The organism is Curtobacterium sp. 24E2 (assembly GCF_016925595.1).
Taxonomy (GTDB): Bacteria; Actinomycetota; Actinomycetes; order Actinomycetales; family Microbacteriaceae; genus Curtobacterium.
In genome coordinates this window covers 1827284-1843721 of sequence record NZ_CP068987.1, presented here as the reverse complement: position 1 = coordinate 1843721, position 16438 = coordinate 1827284, and the positions used below count along the sequence as shown (strand labels likewise).

The following is a 16438-nucleotide window of genomic DNA, read 5'->3' as shown; positions in this document are numbered from 1 at the left end:
GCGGCGGTCAGTCCGCGGTCTCGTCGTCCCACTCGTCGTCGTCGCCCTGGTCGAGGGCGACGTCGCGGTCGTCACGCGCGGAGGGCTTCGCATCGCGGACGGTGCCGAGCAGCTTCCCGACCTCGACCGTGCCCAGCTCACGCATCTTGCCCGGCGGCAGGCTGCCGAGGTGCAGCGGCCCGAACGAGCGCCGCACGAGTTCGAGGACCGGGTGGTCGACGGCCTCGAGCATGCGACGGACGATCCGGTTGCGGCCGGAGTGCAGCGTGATCTCGACGAGCGACTCACCCCGCGAGGACTCGAGCAACCGCACCTTGTCGGCCTTGATCGGACCGTCCTCGAGCTCGACGCCCTCGGTCAGACGCTGCACCACGGCGGGGTTCACGTTGCCGTGCACCTTCGCGATGTAGGTCTTCTGCACCCCGAACGACGGGTGGGCCAGCACGTGCGCCAGGTCGCCGTCGTTCGTCAGCACGAGCAGCCCGGAGGTCTCGGTGTCCAGGCGGCCGACGTTGAACAGACGCTCCTCGTAGCGGTCCACGAACTCGGTCAGGTCGCGGCGACCGCGCTCGTCCTGCAGGCTCGAGACGACACCGGTCGGCTTGTTCAGCACGATGTACCGCCGCGAGGAGTCGATCTGCACCGGCACACCGTCAACCGAGATCGCGTCCGTCGCGGGGTCGACACGACGCCCGAGGGCGTCCACCACCTGCCCGTTGACCGTCACGCGGCCCTCGACGATCAGGTTCTCCGCGACGCGGCGAGATGCCACGCCCGCAGCGGCGATCACCTTCTGCAGGCGCTCCCCCTCTGCCTGGAGGCCCGGCTCGGCCCCGGCAGACGTCGTCCCGTCCGCCGCGTCCCAGTCCTCGATGATCGGCCGTTCGGGCGTACCCTCCACCGGGGCGCCGTGGCTGTCGCGCTCACCGCTCGGCTTCGGCGTGGTGCGGCCGTTGGCGGTGTTGCCACCCTTGCCGGGGCGGTCGCTGTTGCGGACGCTCGTGGTGCCGCCGACGTAGCGGCGGCCGTTGTGCCAGACGCGGCTCTGCTGGCCGTCGGGACCGCGGCGGTCATCGCGTCGGTCGTCGCGGCTGTCGCGGGGTGCCGAGCTGCGGTCGTCACGGTTGTCGCGGGGTGCCGAGCTGCGGTCGTCACGGCCGCGGTATCCACCACGGTCGTCACGGTTGTCGCGGGGTGCCGAGCTGCGGTCGTCACGGCCGCGGTAGCCACCACGGTCATCTCGCGGAGCAGAGTTCCCGCGGTATCCACCACGGTCATCGCGTGGCGCGGAGCTGCGGTCGTCGCGACCCCGGTAGCCACCACGGTCGTCACGAGGGGCCGAGCTGCGGTCGTCGCGACCTCGGTAGCCGCCGCGGTCATCACGAGGCGCAGAGTTTCCGCGGTAGCCACCACGGTCATCGCGCGGAGCCGAGCTGCGGTCGTCGCGCCCGCGGTAGCCGCCGCGGTCATCACGAGGCGCCGAGTTGCCGCGGTAGCCACCACGGTCGCCGCCCGCGCGGTCATCGCGCCCGCGGTAGCCACCACGGTCATCGCGCGGAGCCGAGTTGCCCCGGTACCCGCCACGGTCATCACGCGGAGCCGAGCTGCGGTCGTCACGACCCCGGTACCCGCCACGGTCATCACGCGGAGCCGAGTTGCCCCGGTACCCACCTCGGTCGCCGCTACGGTCGTCGCGCGGCGGGTAGCCGCCGCGACGGTCGTCGTCACGCGGCGGACGTGCGCCCCCGCGGTCGTCGCGACCGTACCCGCCGGAGCGGCCACCGGCACTGGAGCCGGCCCCGCCGCGGCCAGTAGCCGAACGCCCGGGGCGATCCGGGCCTCCTGAGCGTCCGTTGCGGTCGTCTCGGTCTCGGGGCGCGCCGCGCCCCCGGTCGTCAAACCCGGCCATCGGGGATCCCTTCGTTCTGCCCGAAGCCGTCCGCACCGTCGTCCAGGAGGGGCGAGATGAGCGGCAGCTCGTCGAGCGAGTTGATGCCGAGCTGCTGCAGGAGCAGATCGGACGTGACGTAGTTGATGGCGCCGGTCTCGGAGTCGGTGAACGACTCCTCGATGAGACCGCGCGCGACCAGCGTTCGGACGACGCCGTCGACGTTGACGGCGCGGATCGACGCGATCTGGGATCGCGTGATCGGTTGCTTGTAGGCGACGACCGCGAGGGTCTCGAGCGCGGCCTGCGACAGGCGCGAGGGACGCTCGGCCTCGACGAACTGCTCGACGACGGCGTCCAGGTCCTGGCGGACGTAGAAGCGCCAGCCGCCGCCGACCTCGCGGAGTTCGAACCCGCGGCGGGTGGTGCCGTCGACGCCGTCGAAGTCCGCGACGAGGCGTTCGACGGCCTGGCGGACGGCGGGGACGGGTGCGTTCACGGCGGCGCCGAGCGCGACGAGCGACTGGGGCTCGTCCGCGATCATCAGGATCGCCTCGATCTGGCGGTCGATCGGGATCGCCGGGTGCGCCTGCGGGCCGTGGCCCTGCTCGGCGCGCGCGTGGATCTCGTGCTCGATCGCGCGGGCATCGGCCATCTCGTCGGCGCCGCCGGGTTCGGCGCTGGACGTGTCGTGCACGTCATCCGTCATAGTCGGCTCCCAGGTTGGCGAGGCTCTCGTCGGACCAGTCCTCGGCGGTCCATCGGAGCGTGAGTTCCCCGAGCGGCTCGAGTTGTTCGAACGAGATCGATGCGTTCCGGTACAGCTCCAGGATCGCGAGGAAGCGAGCCACCACGATACCCGTCTGGTCGACGCCCGCGACCAGTTCGCGGAACGAGACGCCCTCGCCGTCGCGTGTCCGCAGGATCGAGACGACGATCGCGGCCTGCTCGCGGATGCTGATGAGCGGCGCGTGGAGGTGGTCGAGGCCGACGGTCGGGATCTCCCGCGGGGCGAACGCCAGCGCTGCCAGCGCGGCGAAGTCCTGCACCGAGAGCGTCCACACGAGCTCGGGCGTGCGGGCGCGGAACCGCTCCTCGAGCCGGACGCTCCGGACGTGCCGACGCGACTCCACACCCCAGCGTTCGCCGAACCAGTCGGCGGCCTGCTTGAACGCCCGGTACTGCAGCAGCCGCGCGAACAGCAGGTCGCGGGCCTCGAGCAGGGCGACGTCCTCGGCGTCGACGAGCTCGCCCTGCGGCAGCAGCCCGACGATCTTCAGGTCGAGCAGCGTCGCGGCGACGACGAGGAACTCGCTCGCCTCGTCGAGTTCGTCCGCCGACTCGGCCTGACGCACGTACTGGATGAACTCCCCGTGACCACGCCGAGCGAGACCTCGGTGATGTCGAGCTCGTGCTTCGTGATGAGCGACAGCAGGAGGTCGAACGGGCCGTCGAAGTTGGTGAGCCGGACCCGGAACCCCGACTCAGGCGACGGCGCCACGCTGGACGAGCTCTCGTGCGAGCTGCCGGTAGGCGTGGGCGGCGGCGTGGTCGGGCGCCGTCTGGGTGATCGGTCGAGCGGAGACCGTGGCGTCCGGGAACTTCACGGTGCGCCCGATGACGGTGTCGAGGACCCGGTCGTCGAAGGTGTCGACGACGCGCTCCATGACCTCGCGCGAGTGCAGGGTGCGCGAGTCGTACATGGTCGGCAGGATGCCGTCGAGCGTCAGCGCCGGGTTGAGGCGGTCGCGCACCTTGTCGATCGTCTCGATGAGCAGGGCGACACCGCGCAGGGCGAAGAACTCGCACTCGAGCGGGATCAGCACACCGTGTGCCGCGGTCAGGGCGTTGACGGTGAGCAGGCCGAGCGACGGCTGGCAGTCGACCAGGATCACGTCGTAGTCGTTCGCGACCTTGCGCAGCACGCTCGCCAGGATCTGCTCACGGGCGACCTCGTTGACCAGGTGCACCTCGGCCGCGGACAGGTCGATGTTCGCCGGGATCACGTCGAGCCCCGGGGTGTTCGTCGGCTGGATGACCTGGATCGGGTCCTTCACGGCACCCATGAGCAGGTCGTAGACGGTGTGGATGTCGTGGGTGCGGACACCGAGGCCCGCGGAGAGCGCACCCTGCGGGTCGAAGTCGACGGCCAGGACCTTGCGGCCGTACTCCGCCAGCGCCGCACCGAGGTTGATCGCCGTGGTGGTCTTGCCGACGCCGCCCTTCTGGTTGCAGAGGGCGATGATGCGCGCGGGGCCGGTGCTGTCGAGTTCCTCGGGCACGGGGAACTCCCGGACAGGACGACCCGTCGGACCGATGGAGGTCGCGCCGGTGGGGTTGGTCGTCGGGTTCGTGCTCACCCGGCCATCGTACCGGCGACGTCGGCCGGCCCGGGGCCGCACCGCCGCGCGCGGCCGGGTCTGCGTTGCTCGTGGCAGGGCGGACCCGGCCGCCGCGCGCGGCTCAGGCTGCCCGCAGGGCCACGCGCATGCTGTCGACGCGTTCGGCGATGACGGCGTCCGTCGACCACCGCTGCTGCAGGCGTCCGACGAGCTCGCCGACCTGCTCACGGTCGAGCCCCGGGTGCAACGCCAGTCCGACGGTCAGCTCCGGGCCGGCGAAGCGTCCGACCGGGTCACCGGGGGTCAGTTCGACGCGGGCGACGCTGCGCTCCCCGACGACCGAGTCGGCGAACGCCTGGGCGACCTCGGGGTCCTCGAAGCACGGGGTCCACGGCAGGTCTTGGCCGAGCGCCCACACCGCGGGACGGCGCAGCACGAACTCGGTCGCCGACTTCGGGTCGAGCACGACGAGCTGCGTCTCCTCGCTCGCCGCGGCCATCGCCACCCGGCGTGACTCCACGGGCACGGGCCGGGCAGCGGCGTCCCAGGCGTGCATCGCGTCGACCGAGGTGAACGCGGGCATCACGCTCCGCCCGTCGGGCCCGGCGACCGTCACGATCGAGAGCTCCTGGGTCTTGTCCACGAGCTTGCCGGCGTCGGTCTCACCGAGGTCGCCGGCCTCGGCGATGAGCGGGATGAGCAGGCGGGCGGAGCGCAGTGCCTCGACGACCGCCGCCTGCGATCCGCCGGCGGCCACGCCCGCGATCGCCGCGGTCAGCGCGGGATCGGCCAGCCCGTCGTCGTCGGCGAAGGCGGTGTCGTGGTGGTCGAACGTGCGGCCTTCCCACGTGAAGCCGGCCGAGTCCGCCGCGCCACCCGGGGTGTGCGCGTCGTCGGGACCGGTTGCCGCGTCCGGACCGGTTCCGCGCCCGTTGGAGATCCCCGCCACGCCGCTACTCCGAGGCGATGTCGAGTGCGGCCGGCAGCGTGAACGCCCCGGAGTACAGCGCCTTGCCGATGATCGCGCCCTCGAGCCCGAACGGCACGAGCTCGCGCAGCGCCCGCAGGTCGTCGAGCGTCGAGATCCCACCAGAGGCCACGACGGGCTGGTCGGTCCGGTCGCACACCTGGCGCAGCAGCTCGACGTTCGGGCCCTGCAGCGTGCCGTCCTTCGTGACGTCGGTGACGACGTAGCGAGCGCACCCCGCGGCCTCGAGCCGGTCGAGCACCTCCCACAGGTCGCCGGCGTCCTCGGTCCAGCCGCGGCTGGCGAGGGTCGTTCCACGCACGTCGAGCCCGACCGCGATCTGCTCGCCGTACTCGCCGATCACCCGAGCGGCCCAGTCCGGGTTCTCGAGCGCAGCCGTGCCGAGGTTGACCCGGGCGGCGCCGGTGGCCAGCGCCGCTTCGAGCGAGGCATCGTCGCGGATGCCGCCCGACAGCTCGACGGAGACGCCGTCGACCTCGCGGATCGCGTGCGCGATCACCTTGCGGTTGTCGCCCCGCCCGAAGGCCGCGTCGAGGTCCACCAGGTGGATCCACTCCGCGCCCTGGTCGCGCCAGGTGCGCGCGGCGGCGACGGGGTCGCCGTAGCCGGTCTCGCTCCCCGCCTCGCCCTGGGTCAGCCGGATGGCCTGGCCGTCGACGACGTCGACGGCGGGCAGCAGGACGAGGGGCGAAGTGTCGGTGAGGTCGGTCATGGTCCTGTCGGTTTCGTCACGGTGGAGAAGGTGCGGTGGAGGAGGTGCGGGGTTCGGCCTGGAGGCCCGTGGCGCGTCCGGCGGCGCCGTCGCGCCCCGTCGCGGGCCGGGTTCAGAGCGAGCGCACCCAGTTGGTCAGCAGGCGGATGCCCGGCTCGCCGGACTTCTCGGGGTGGAACTGGGTCGCGGTGAGCGGCCCGTTCTCGACCGCGGCGATGAACCGCTGCCCGTGTTCGGCCCACGTCAGGCCGGGAGCACGGAACGGACCGTAGGCGTCGAGCGGGAAGTCGGTCACGCCGTACGAGTGCACGAAGTAGAACCGCTCGTCGTGCAGTCCGTCGAACAGCACGGAGTCCTCTGGTGCCTGGACGGTGTTCCAGCCCATGTGCGGCAGGACCTCGGCCTGGAGCTGCTCGACGGTGCCGGGCCACTGCCCGAGCCCGTCGACGTCGGCTCCGCGCTCGATGCCGCGGGAGAACAGCACCTGCATGCCGACGCAGATGCCGAGCACCGGACGGCCGCCGGCCAGACGGTGGTCGACGATCTCGCCGCCCTGGACGCCCTCGAGCTGGTCGATGACCGCGGCGAACGCCCCGACCCCGGGCACGAGCAGGCCGTCGGCACGGAGCGCCGCCTGCTTGTCGGAGGTCAGCGTGACCTCGGCTCCGGCGCGCTCGAGTGCCTTGGCGGCGGAGTGGACGTTGCCCGACCCGTAGTCGAGGACGACGACGTTCGGCTTCGCGGTCACAGTGCGCCCTTGGTGGAGGGGATGCCGTCGACGCGCGGGTCGAGCTCGACCGCCTTGCGCATCGCACGCGCGAACGCCTTGAACTCGGCTTCGGCGATGTGGTGCGGGTCGCGGCCACCGAGCACCCTGACGTGCACGGTGATGCCCGCGTTGAACGTGATCGCCTCGAACACGTGGCGGATCATCGACCCGGTGAAGTGACCGCCGATGCGGTGGAACTCGAACCCTTCGGGCTCACCCGAGTGCACGAGGAACGGACGCCCGGAGACGTCGACGACCGCCTGGGCCAGCGCTTCGTCGAGGGGCACGAGGGCGTCGCCGTAGCGGCCGATGCCGGAGCGGTCACCGAGGGCCTGCTTGAGGGCCTGTCCGAGCACGATGCCGGTGTCCTCGACCGTGTGGTGCACGTCGATGTCGGTGTCACCGGTCGAGCGCACGCGCAGGTCGATGAGCGAGTGCTTGCTGAACGCGGTCAGCATGTGGTCGAAGAACGGCACGCTCGTCGAGATGTCGGACGAGCCGGTGCCGTCGAGGTCGAGCTCGAGTTCGACTCTCGATTCGCTCGTGCTGCGGCTGATCGAGGCGGTACGGGCGGTCATGCCCCAACCCTAACCGGCGGCTGCTCGGCCGCGACCTGCCGCATGGCGTCGAGGAACGCGGTGGTCTCCTCTTCGGTGCCGGCACTCACCCGCAGGTGGTTCGGGATCCCGAGGTCGCGCACGATGACGTCCCGCTCGAGCAGCGACTCGAACGCGGCGTGCGGGTCGGCGACCCCACCGAACAGGACGAAGTTCGACCAGGTCTCGTACGTCCGGTAGCCCATGGCCTGCAGCTCGGTCACCATCCGGTCGCGCTGCTGCTTGATGTCGTCGACCATCGCGAGCATCTCGGGCGCGTGGCGCAGTGCCGCGACCGCGGCCGCCTGCGTCAGGACGGACAGGTGGTACGGCAGCCGCACGAGCCGGACGGCGTCGATCACGGCGGGGTGTGCCGCCATGTAGCCGACCCGTGCACCGGCGAACGCGAACGCCTTGCTCATGGTCCGGGAGACCACGAGTCGCTCACGCCCGGGCAGCAGCGTGAGGGCGCTCGGCACGTCGGCCGGCATGAACTCGGCGTAGGCCTCGTCCACCATCACGATGCCGTCGGTCGCGGCGTACGCGGCCTCGATCGTCTCGATCGGCAACGGTGTGCCCGTGGGGTTGTTCGGCCCGCACAGGAACACGATGTCCGGCCGGTGTTGCTCGATCGCCGCCACGACGGTCTCGGGCGAGATGCGGTACTCGTCATCGCGCTGCGCCGGGATCCAGGTCGTGCCGGTGCCGGACGCCAGGATCGAGTGCATCGAGTAGGTGGGCGGGAACCCGAGGACGGAACGCCCCGGGCCGCCGAAGGCCTGCAACAGCTGCTGGAGGACCTCGTTCGAGCCGTTCGCCGCCCACAGTTGTTCTGCCGACAGGCCGTGCCCGAGGTACCCAGCCAGCGACTCGCGAAGCTCCGTGAACTCGCGGTCCGGGTAGCGGTTCACCGTCGCGAGCGCCTGTCGGATCGAGGCGACGATGTCGTCAGCCACGTCGTCCGGCACGGGATGCGTGTTTTCGTTGACGTTCAGCTGGACGCGGACGTGCTTCTGTGGAGCGCCGTAGGGGCTCTGACCGCGGAGGTCATCTCGGATCGGGAGGTCTTCCAGCGTGAATGCCACCGATCCATCGTAGGCCGCTGTGTCCACCGGACGACCAGCCGTCCGGACGGGACTGCCCTCGACCACTTGCAGCGACTACTGGCCGGAGGTGTACTTCGTCGGGATGGCGATCTGCTCGCCGGCCTGCAGCCCGGAGCCGTCGAGGGCGTTGAGGCTGATGACGTCCTGCACGAAGTCGCGCGGGTCGGCGTTCGGCGCGGTGTCCTCGGCCAGCTGCCAGAGCGTCTCGCCCGGCTGGATCGTGACCGTGTCGAACTGCGTCCGGGCGCCACCAGCGGCGGCGTCACCGGCGGACGCCTGGCCGCCGTTCAGGACGAAGAAGGCGACGACGATGAGGAGAGGGAGCGCGGCGAGCGTCGTGAAGACGATGCGGCCGCGGCGCGTCAGGCGCAGGCGGACGCGCACGGCGGGGGCCGCGGTGCGCTGGATGTCAGCGATGGCGATGGTGCTCATGTCGTTCTTGCCTTCCCGTTCGGGTGAACCGAAGTCGTGTACCGAACATAGTTTCGAATCTGACGACGCACAAGTCCTTGGAGCGGATTTCTGCGGGGTTTTCTTGCGACACGCTCGAACAGGTGTTTGTCCGGGGTTGACCGGTCGGATACTGTTTCGATCGACTGGGACAAGTCAAACGGGGACCACCGACATTCCCGCCACGGCCGCTCAGCATCGACGAAAGCGAGACGACGTGGTGGACGAACTGCGGGGCCAGAAGCCGCTGACCGCGAAGCAGCAGACGATCCTCGACGCGATCCGCGCGTCCATCGCCTCGCGGGGCTACCCGCCGAGCATGCGTGAGATCGGCGACGCGGCCGGGCTCTCCTCGCTGTCGAGCGTGTCCCACCAACTCGGCCAGCTCGAGCTCGGCGGCTGGATCCGCCGCGACCCGAACCGTCCGCGTGCGCTCGAGGTCCTGGTCGACGAGCCCACCCCGGACGTCACCGGTCCTGACGTCGACGCCACCACGCTCGTGCCCCTGGTCGGCCGGATCGCCGCCGGTGTCCCGATCACGGCGGAGCAGCACGTCGACGAGATCGTCCCGCTCCCCGGCAGCTCGTCGGCACCGGCGACCTCTTCATGCTCAAGGTCGTCGGCGAGTCGATGATCGACGCCGCTATCTGCGACGGCGACTGGGTGGTCGTCCGCTCGCAGCAGACCGCCGAGAACGGTGACATCGTCGCCGCCATGCTCGACGAAGAGGCCACCGTCAAGGTCTTCCGTCAGCGCGACGGTCACACGTGGCTGCTCCCCGCAACACCGCGTTCGAGCCGATCCTCGGCGACGCGGCGTCGGTGCTCGGCAAGGTCGTCGCGGTCCTCCGCTCCCTGTGAAGCACGCCGGGCACTGACCGGCGCACGACAACAATCGGCTCGAACCACGAGATCTCGTGGTTCGAGCCGATTTCGGTTGTGCGGCGTTGAACGGAACCGCGGCCGGACCGCACCCGCGCGACGGACTCGGGTCGGGCCTCCCGGCCGTCAGTCGGTGCCGACCGTCAGGACGTGACGGGGGCGACCACGTACGGATCGAGCTCCGCGACCTGGCGCTGGAAGACACGCACGCGCAGGCGGGTGCCGTCCTCGACGTAGTCGACGGAGTCGACCGCGCCGGCGTCGTGCAGCGTGGAGACGAGGTCACCGCGGTCGTAGGGCACGACCACCGTGAGCTCGACGTCGGGCTCCGGCAGGCGCTCCTCGATGGTGCGGAGGAGCTCCGGGATGCCCTCGCCCGTGCGCGCCGACACGAAGACGGCGTCCGACGCGAGCCCGATCAGGACCAGGCGTTGTGCGTCGTCGATCAGGTCGGCCTTGTTGAACACGACGATCTCGGGGATGTCGTGCGCGCCGACGTCGCCGATGACCTCGCGCACGGTCGCGAGCTGCGCCCCGGGGTCGGGGTGCGAGCCGTCGACCACGTGCACGATGACGTCGGCCTCGCCGACCTCCTCGAGGGTGGAGCGGAAGGCCTCGACCAGCTGGTGCGGCAGGTTCCGGACGAAGCCGACCGTGTCCACGAAGGTGAACTCGCGGCCCTTCGTGCTCTCGGTCCGGCGGACCGTGGCGTCCAGCGTCGCGAACAGCTGGTTCTGCACCAGCACCCCGGCGCTCGTCAGACGGTTCAGGAGCGAGGACTTGCCCGCGTTCGTGTAGCCGGCGATCGCGACGCTCGGCACCTCGTTGCGGTGGCGGTCGGCGCGCTTCGCCTCGCGCGCGGGGCGGAACCCGGCGATCTGGCGGCGGAGCTTCGACATGCGGGTGTGGATGCGACGTCGGTCGAGCTCGATCTTCGTCTCACCGGGACCACGCGAGCCCATGCCCGCGCCGCCGGAGACCTGACCACCGGCCTGCCGGGACATCGAGTCACCCCAGCCGCGCAGTCGGGGCAGCAGGTACTGGAGCTGCGCGAGCTCGACCTGGGCCTTGCCCTCTCGGGTCTTCGCGTGCTGGCTGAAGATGTCGAGGATCACGGCCGTGCGGTCGATGACCTTGACCTTCACCACGTCCTCGAGCGCACGGCGCTGCGACGGGGCGAGCTCGGTGTCCGCGATCACCGTGTCGGCGCCCGTGGCCTTGACGACCATCGCGAGCTCTTCCGCCTTGCCCTTGCCGAGGTAGGTCGCGGGGTCGGGGTTCGGTCGACGCTGGAGGAGTCCGTCGAGGACCACCGCGCCGGCCGTCTCGGCCAGGGCCGACAGCTCCCGCAGGGAGTTCTCGGCATCCTGCGCGTCACCGTGCGGGTACACGCCGATCAGGACGACCTGTTCGAGCCGCAGCTGGCGGTACTCGACCTCGGTGACGTCCTCGAGCTCGGTGGAGAGGCCGGCGACGCGGCGCAGGGCCGCCCGGTCCTCACGGTCGTACTGGTCGCCGTCGCCGTCCCACCCGTGCTCGTCGACCGAGCGGGTCTGGATCGCCTGGGCGGGGGCGAAGATGGACGATGCTGCGCGGCGGTCGGCGTTGCGCAACACCCGTTCGACGACACCGTCTGCGCTGTCGTCGTTGGTCTGGTCGTTCTGCTGATGGGTATCCGTCATCCTGTCCACAGGGTACCTCCGGCGGGCCTCGGACACACCGGGTTCCCGCTACGGTTCATCCATGGCGAACGACCACTACTTCTCCGCGAACCCGTCATCGGACACCCGCCAACGCCAGATCGACGTCACCCTCGCCGGCCGGTCGCTCACACTGACCACAGCAGCGGGCGTCTTCAGCCCGGACGGCCTCGACCGCGGCACCCGCGTGCTGCTCGGTTCCGTCCCGCCGCCCGCGCACGACGGCGCGCTACTCGACATCGGCTGCGGCTGGGGCCCGATCGCGATCACGATGGCGTTGCACTCCCCGACGCCTCGGTGTGGGGCGTCGACGTCAACGAACGGGTGCTCGGGCTCGCTCGGACCAACGCCGAGGCCGCCGGTGCGTCGAACGTCACCATCGCCCTGCCCGACGACGTCCCGGACGACCTGCGGTTCCGGACGATCTGGTCGAACCCGCCGATCCGCGTCGGCAAGGACGAACTGCACGAGATCCTGCTGACGTGGCTGCCCCGGCTCGAGGTCGAGGGCGACGCCTGGCTCGTGGTGTCGAAGGACCTCGGGGGCGACTCGTTGCAGAAGTGGCTCGTCGGCGTGCTCGGGGCCGGTTTCCACGTCGCACGGGCGTCCACCGACAAGGGGTTCCGCGTCATCCGCGTGCGCCGGATCGCGTAGGCAGGCGGCGCGCGGCGCGCACCGCGCCGCGCCGCGCGCCCGGGGCGCGCCGCCCCGCCCCGGCGCCCCGCCCAGCGTCAGACCGTCAAGTCCCCGGAGAACACGAGCTCGGCCGGCCCGGACAGCGAGACGTGCTCCCCGTCCTCCGCCGCGAACATCCGCACCGTCACGACGCCGCCCGGCACCCGCACGCGCCAGGTGTCCGGCGCACCAGAGCCGACCCAGTACCGCGTCGCGAGGGCAGCAGCCACCGCACCGGTGCCGCACGACAGCGTCTCGCCACTGCCCCGCTCGTGCACCCGCATCGTGATCTCGCCGACGCCGTCGTTGATGAGCGGGTCGCCGGGCAGCACGAACTCGACATTGGCACCGTGCTCGGGCGCCGGATCGAGCACGGGCAGGAAGGTCAGGTCGAGGTCGGCGAGCTCGTCCTCGGTCGCGACGGCGACGACGACGTGCGGGTTGCCGACGTCGATGCCGATGCCGGGCCGGGCGCCGTCGAGGTTCTTGGCGCGCACCATGACGTCGTCCGAGCCGCCGTCCTCGATGCCCAGCCCCCACCGGCCGAGGTCCGCAGCGAAGCCGTTCGTCGTCCGCTGGATGTCGACCAGGCCCTTGCGGCTGCCGACGGTCAGGGTCTCGCCGGGTGCGAGCTCGACCAGGCCGGACTCGGTCAGGTACCGCGCGAACACCCGGATCCCGTTGCCGCACATCTCGGCGATCGTGCCGTCGGCGTTGTGGTAGTCCATGAACCACGTCGCGGCGGGTTCGACGGCCACCAGGGCACGTCCTTCGGGGATCGCTTCGGACCGCACCGCACGGATCACGCCGTCGCCGCCCACACCGAAGCGTCGGTCCGCGATCGCACGGATCCGCTCGGGGCTCAGGTCGACGGTGGCGTCGGGGTCGGCGAACAGGACGAAGTCGTTGCCGGTCCCCTGGCCCTTGGTGAAGTGCAGCTCGGTCACGGGACGATCCTACGGGCCAGTTCCACCAGGTCCCCGCGGTCGGCTCCGGTGACGTCGAGGGTCTCGGCGTCGGCGTAGCGACGGAACCACGACACCTGCCGTCGGGCGTACTTGCGCGTCGCGATGCCGGTCGCCTCGACCGCGGCCTCGATCGTCGAGGTCCCCCGCAGCACGTCGAGCGCCTGCGAGTACCCGATCGCGGCCCGCGCGGTCTTCCCGTCTTCGATGCCCTGCTCGCGCAGCGCTGCGACCTCGTCGACGAGCCCGGCGGCGAACATGCCCGCTGCACGCGCGTGCAGCGCCGCGACGAGCTGCTCGCGGTCACGCCGCAGGTGCAGGATCCGGGACGGTCGCCAGGCGCGGGGCGCGGACGGGAGGCTCGGGGTCACGACCTCGGATCGGCTCGCGATCTCGAGTGCTCGGATCAACCGCCGTGGGTTGCGTGCATCGATCGTCGCTGCGGCCGCCGGGTCCATGCCGCGGAGCCGCTCGAGCAGGATGCCCGGACCGAGCTCGTCGTGCTCGCGCTCGAGCTGCGCGCGGAGTTCCGGGTCGGTGCCGGGGAACGCCAGGTCGAACAGGACGGAGGACACGTAGAGCCCACTGCCGCCGACGAGCACGGCGACACCGCCGTCGGCGCGGATGCGGTCCACGTCGGCTCGGGCGGCCACCTGGTAGGCGGCGACGCTCGCCTCGTCGGTGACCTCGAGCACGTCGAGTTGGTGGTGCGGGATGCCGTGCCGTTCGTCGAGCGGGAGCTTCGCGGTGCCGATGTCCATGCCGCGGTACAGCTGCATCGCATCGGCGTTGACGATCTCGGCATTCCGGCCGGCGGCGCGGAGGCGTTCGGCGATCGCGATCCCGAGGTCGGACTTGCCCGTCCCGGTCGCACCGACGACGGCGATCAGATCAGCGTCGGACGCGTCACGCTCGCGGTGCTGTACCGGGTCGCGCTCGGGGTCCTGGGCCGTGTCGCGCTCGGAGCCGTCCCCGACGGAGGCGTCAGCGCCCGACACGGAGCGTGGGCAGCCCGAGCGACACCGGACGCGGACCGTCGCCGGGCGCCGCCGGGGTCGGCACGCCGCAGCTCTCGGCCTCGGCGCGGTCCCAGGCGTCGCCCGCTCGGGTGCGCCGGATGCGCAGTGGAGCGTCGTCGTCGGCGATCAGGAAGTGCGGGGCTGCTCGGGTGATCTCGACCGTCACGACGTCGCCGGGTCGCGGGACCGCGGAGCCCTCCGGCACGGCGAAGTGCACGAGCCGCGAGTCCTCGGCGCGTCCGGACAACCGGTGGGTGGCGTCGTCCTTCCGCCCCTCGCCCGTCGCGACGAGGACCTCGACGCTCCGGCCGACCTGCGCCGCGTTCTCCTCCGCGGTGATGCGTTCCTGCAGGGCGACGAGCCGCTCGTACCGCTCCTGCACGACCTGCTTCGGCAGCTGGTCGTCCATCGTCGCGGCCGGGGTGCCGGGGCGGATGGAGTACTGGAACGTGAAGGCGCTGGCGAACCGCGCCTGCTCGACGACGCGCAGGGTGTCCGCGAAGTCCTCTTCCGTCTCGCCGGGGAACCCGACGATGATGTCGGTGGAGATCGCCGCGTTCGGGATCTTGGCGCGCACCCGGTCGAGGATGCCGAGGAACCGCTCGCTCCGGTAGCTCCGACGCATGGCCTTGAGGACTCGGTCGGACCCGGACTGCAACGGCATCGTGCAGCTGCGGCATGACGTTCGGGGTTTCGGCCATGGCGTCGATGACGTCGTCGGTGAATGCCGCCGGGTGCGGACTCGTGAAGCGGATGCGCTCGAGGCCGTCGATGGTGCCGGCCGCGCGCAGCAGCTTGCCGAACGCCTGACGGTCGCCGAACTCGACCCCGTACGAGTTCACGTTCTGCCCGAGCAGCGTGACCTCGATCGCGCCGTCGTCGACGAGCGCCTGGATCTCGGCGAGGACGTCACCCGGGCGGCGGTCCTTCTCCTTGCCGCGGAGCGACGGGACGATGCAGAACGTGCACGTGTTGTTGCACCCGACCGAGATCGACACCCATCCACTGTGGGTCGAGTCGCGCTTGGTCGGCAGCGTCGACGGGAACACGTCGAGCGCCTCGAGGATCTCGATCTGCGCCTCGTCGTTGTGCCGCGCACGTTCGAGCAGCGTCGGCAACGAGCCCATGTTGTGCGTGCCGAAGACCACGTCCACCCACGGCGCCTTCTCGAGGATGACGTTCTTGTCCTTCTGCGCCAGGCACCCTCCGACGGCGATCTGCATGCCGGGGTGGTCGCGCTTGATGCCCGCCAGCTGCCCGAGGTTGCCGTACAGACGGTTGTCGGCGTTCTCGCGCACCGCACAGGTGTTGATCACGACGACGTCGGCCTGCTCGCCGTCCGCAGCCGTGTAGCCCGCCGCCTGCAGCGACCCGCTCAGCCGCTCGGAGTCGTGCACGTTCATCTGGCACCCGTAGGTGCGGACTTCGTAGGTGCGCTGGCGCGCTGCGACGTTGGCCATGGTCGTCCCAGTGTAGGTCGGGGCGACTACTCGAAGCGTACGGTCCCGCGGCCCTTCGGAGGCCGGCGTCCGCCGCCGTCGAGGGCCCGCTGGACGGCGATCCGCACCACGCCCGAGCCGTAGCCCTTGCGCATCAGGAACCCCGACAGCCGACGCTCGGCGGTCGCACGGTCGAGCCCGCGCATCTGCGGCGCACGCTTGTCGGCGAGCTCCTGGGCGCGGATGAACTCGTCGTCCTCGTCGTCGGCGGCTTCGTCGAGCGCAGTGTCGATCGCGATCTGGTCGATGCCACGACGACGCAGCTCGGTGACCACGCCCTGCCGCCCCAGACCCTTGCGGGCGTGCAGGCGGTCCACCAGGTCGGTGGCGAGGGCGACGTCGTCGAGCAGCCCGACACGGGTGAGTCGTTCGATCTCGTGCTCGACCACGTCGGGGTCGAGGTCCTGCTGGGCGAGCAGTGTCCGCATCTCGGACTCGCTCACGCCCTTGCGGCCGAGCGCCCGCATGCTGAGCCGCTCGGCGTCGGCGCGTTGCTCGTCGAGGGGACGCGGAGCATCCGCAGGGTCGAGTTCTCCACCACCGGCGATCGAGAAGACCGACGCCGTCGTGGCGTCCGCCCCGTCGTCGTCGTAGCCGTCCTGCTCGGCCCGCGTGCTCCGGCCGGAACCATCGCCGATGACCGGCGAGACCCAGTCGGCCTGTGCACGCGGCCCCCGGATCGGCAGTGGGCCGGGGTGTCCGCATCGTCCTCGAGCACGGGCTCCGGAACGCTGGGCACTGTCGGCTCGGGTTCGGGGGTGGGCTCCGCGGTTGCCGGGGCCCGACGACGGGACCTCGCACCGAACAGGTCGGTCACCGGTGCGAGGCCGTCGTCGTCGTGGTCGGTG

The 16438-nt window shown here is 71.3% G+C and carries 13 protein-coding genes and 4 pseudogenes; 2 read left to right on the top strand and 15 right to left on the bottom strand.

From position 1 onward, the window contains the following. Positions 1-7 precede the first annotated feature (7 nt). From JN350_RS19295 to JN350_RS09095, 10 genes and pseudogenes are all read right to left on the bottom strand, one after another. Positions 8-799 (bottom strand): pseudouridine synthase, encoded by a 792-nt coding sequence (locus tag JN350_RS19295; RefSeq protein WP_240347709.1) that lies wholly within the window; start codon positions 797-799, stop codon positions 8-10. A 1096-nt stretch (positions 800-1895) separates the two neighbouring features. Further along, positions 1896-2597: an SMC-Scp complex subunit ScpB gene (scpB, locus tag JN350_RS09135; protein ID WP_461964308.1), complete on the bottom strand. Its 702-nt coding sequence runs from the start codon at positions 2595-2597 to the stop codon at positions 1896-1898. Continuing rightward, positions 2587-3389 (bottom strand): annotated as a pseudogene (locus tag JN350_RS09130) (segregation and condensation protein A). Before JN350_RS09130 ends, scpB begins: the two are co-directional and overlap by 11 nt. After that, positions 3373-4248, bottom strand: a complete 876-nt coding sequence (locus tag JN350_RS09125) for a ParA family protein (RefSeq protein WP_111084609.1) — start codon at positions 4246-4248, stop codon at positions 3373-3375. Before JN350_RS09125 ends, JN350_RS09130 begins: the two are co-directional and overlap by 17 nt. Positions 4249-4351: 103 nt before the next feature. Further along, a complete protein-coding gene (locus JN350_RS09120) occupies positions 4352-5179 on the bottom strand; it encodes an SseB family protein (RefSeq protein WP_205464278.1) in 828 nt (275 codons plus the stop codon). A gap of 4 nt (positions 5180-5183) precedes the next feature. After that, on the bottom strand, positions 5184-5930 hold the full coding sequence (gene priA, locus JN350_RS09115; protein ID WP_205464277.1) for a bifunctional 1-(5-phosphoribosyl)-5-((5-phosphoribosylamino)methylideneamino)imidazole-4-carboxamide isomerase/phosphoribosylanthranilate isomerase PriA: 747 nt from the start codon (positions 5928-5930) through the stop codon (positions 5184-5186). A 112-nt stretch (positions 5931-6042) separates the two neighbouring features. Continuing rightward, positions 6043-6678, bottom strand: coding sequence for an imidazole glycerol phosphate synthase subunit HisH (gene hisH, locus JN350_RS09110; RefSeq protein ID WP_205464276.1), 636 nt, complete (start codon positions 6676-6678; stop codon positions 6043-6045). After that, positions 6675-7277, bottom strand: coding sequence for an imidazoleglycerol-phosphate dehydratase HisB (gene hisB / locus JN350_RS09105; RefSeq protein ID WP_205464275.1), 603 nt, complete (start codon positions 7275-7277; stop codon positions 6675-6677). The genes hisH and hisB overlap by 4 nt, the downstream gene beginning before the upstream one ends. Beyond that, positions 7274-8380 carry a histidinol-phosphate transaminase gene (locus JN350_RS09100; protein ID WP_205464274.1) on the bottom strand — a complete coding sequence of 369 codons (1107 nt, stop codon included), beginning with the start codon at positions 8378-8380 and terminating at the stop codon, positions 7274-7276. The genes hisB and JN350_RS09100 overlap by 4 nt, the downstream gene beginning before the upstream one ends. 75 nt (positions 8381-8455) lie before the next feature. Then, entirely contained in the window at positions 8456-8833 is a 378-nt protein-coding gene (locus JN350_RS09095) for a LysM peptidoglycan-binding domain-containing protein (RefSeq protein WP_111084603.1), read from the bottom strand. A gap of 235 nt (positions 8834-9068) precedes the next feature. Here JN350_RS09095 and lexA point away from each other — a divergent pair. Further along, a pseudogene (gene lexA / locus JN350_RS09090) lies at positions 9069-9711 on the top strand (transcriptional repressor LexA). A gap of 164 nt (positions 9712-9875) precedes the next feature. Here lexA and hflX read toward each other — a convergent pair. After that, entirely contained in the window at positions 9876-11414 is a 1539-nt protein-coding gene (hflX, locus tag JN350_RS09085) for a GTPase HflX (protein WP_111084601.1), read from the bottom strand. Between the two features lie 61 nt (positions 11415-11475). Between hflX and JN350_RS09080 the strand changes: the two are divergent. Then, positions 11476-12086, top strand: a pseudogene (locus tag JN350_RS09080) (class I SAM-dependent methyltransferase). 77 nt (positions 12087-12163) lie between these two features. On the opposite strand, the gene dapF reads toward JN350_RS09080, so the two are convergent. From dapF to JN350_RS09060, 4 genes and pseudogenes are all read right to left on the bottom strand, one after another. Then, on the bottom strand, positions 12164-13054 hold the full coding sequence (gene dapF / locus JN350_RS09075; protein WP_205464273.1) for a diaminopimelate epimerase: 891 nt from the start codon (positions 13052-13054) through the stop codon (positions 12164-12166). Beyond that, on the bottom strand, positions 13051-13962 hold the full coding sequence (gene miaA / locus JN350_RS09070; RefSeq protein ID WP_205464418.1) for a tRNA (adenosine(37)-N6)-dimethylallyltransferase MiaA: 912 nt from the start codon (positions 13960-13962) through the stop codon (positions 13051-13053). Before miaA ends, dapF begins: the two co-directional genes overlap by 4 nt. Before the next feature lie 94 nt (positions 13963-14056). Continuing rightward, positions 14057-15551 (bottom strand): annotated as a pseudogene (gene miaB / locus JN350_RS09065) (tRNA (N6-isopentenyl adenosine(37)-C2)-methylthiotransferase MiaB). 26 nt (positions 15552-15577) lie between these two features. Continuing rightward, positions 15578-16057 carry a regulatory protein RecX gene (locus JN350_RS09060; protein ID WP_205464272.1) on the bottom strand — a complete coding sequence of 160 codons (480 nt, stop codon included), beginning with the start codon at positions 16055-16057 and terminating at the stop codon, positions 15578-15580. Positions 16058-16438: the final 381 nt, after the last annotated feature.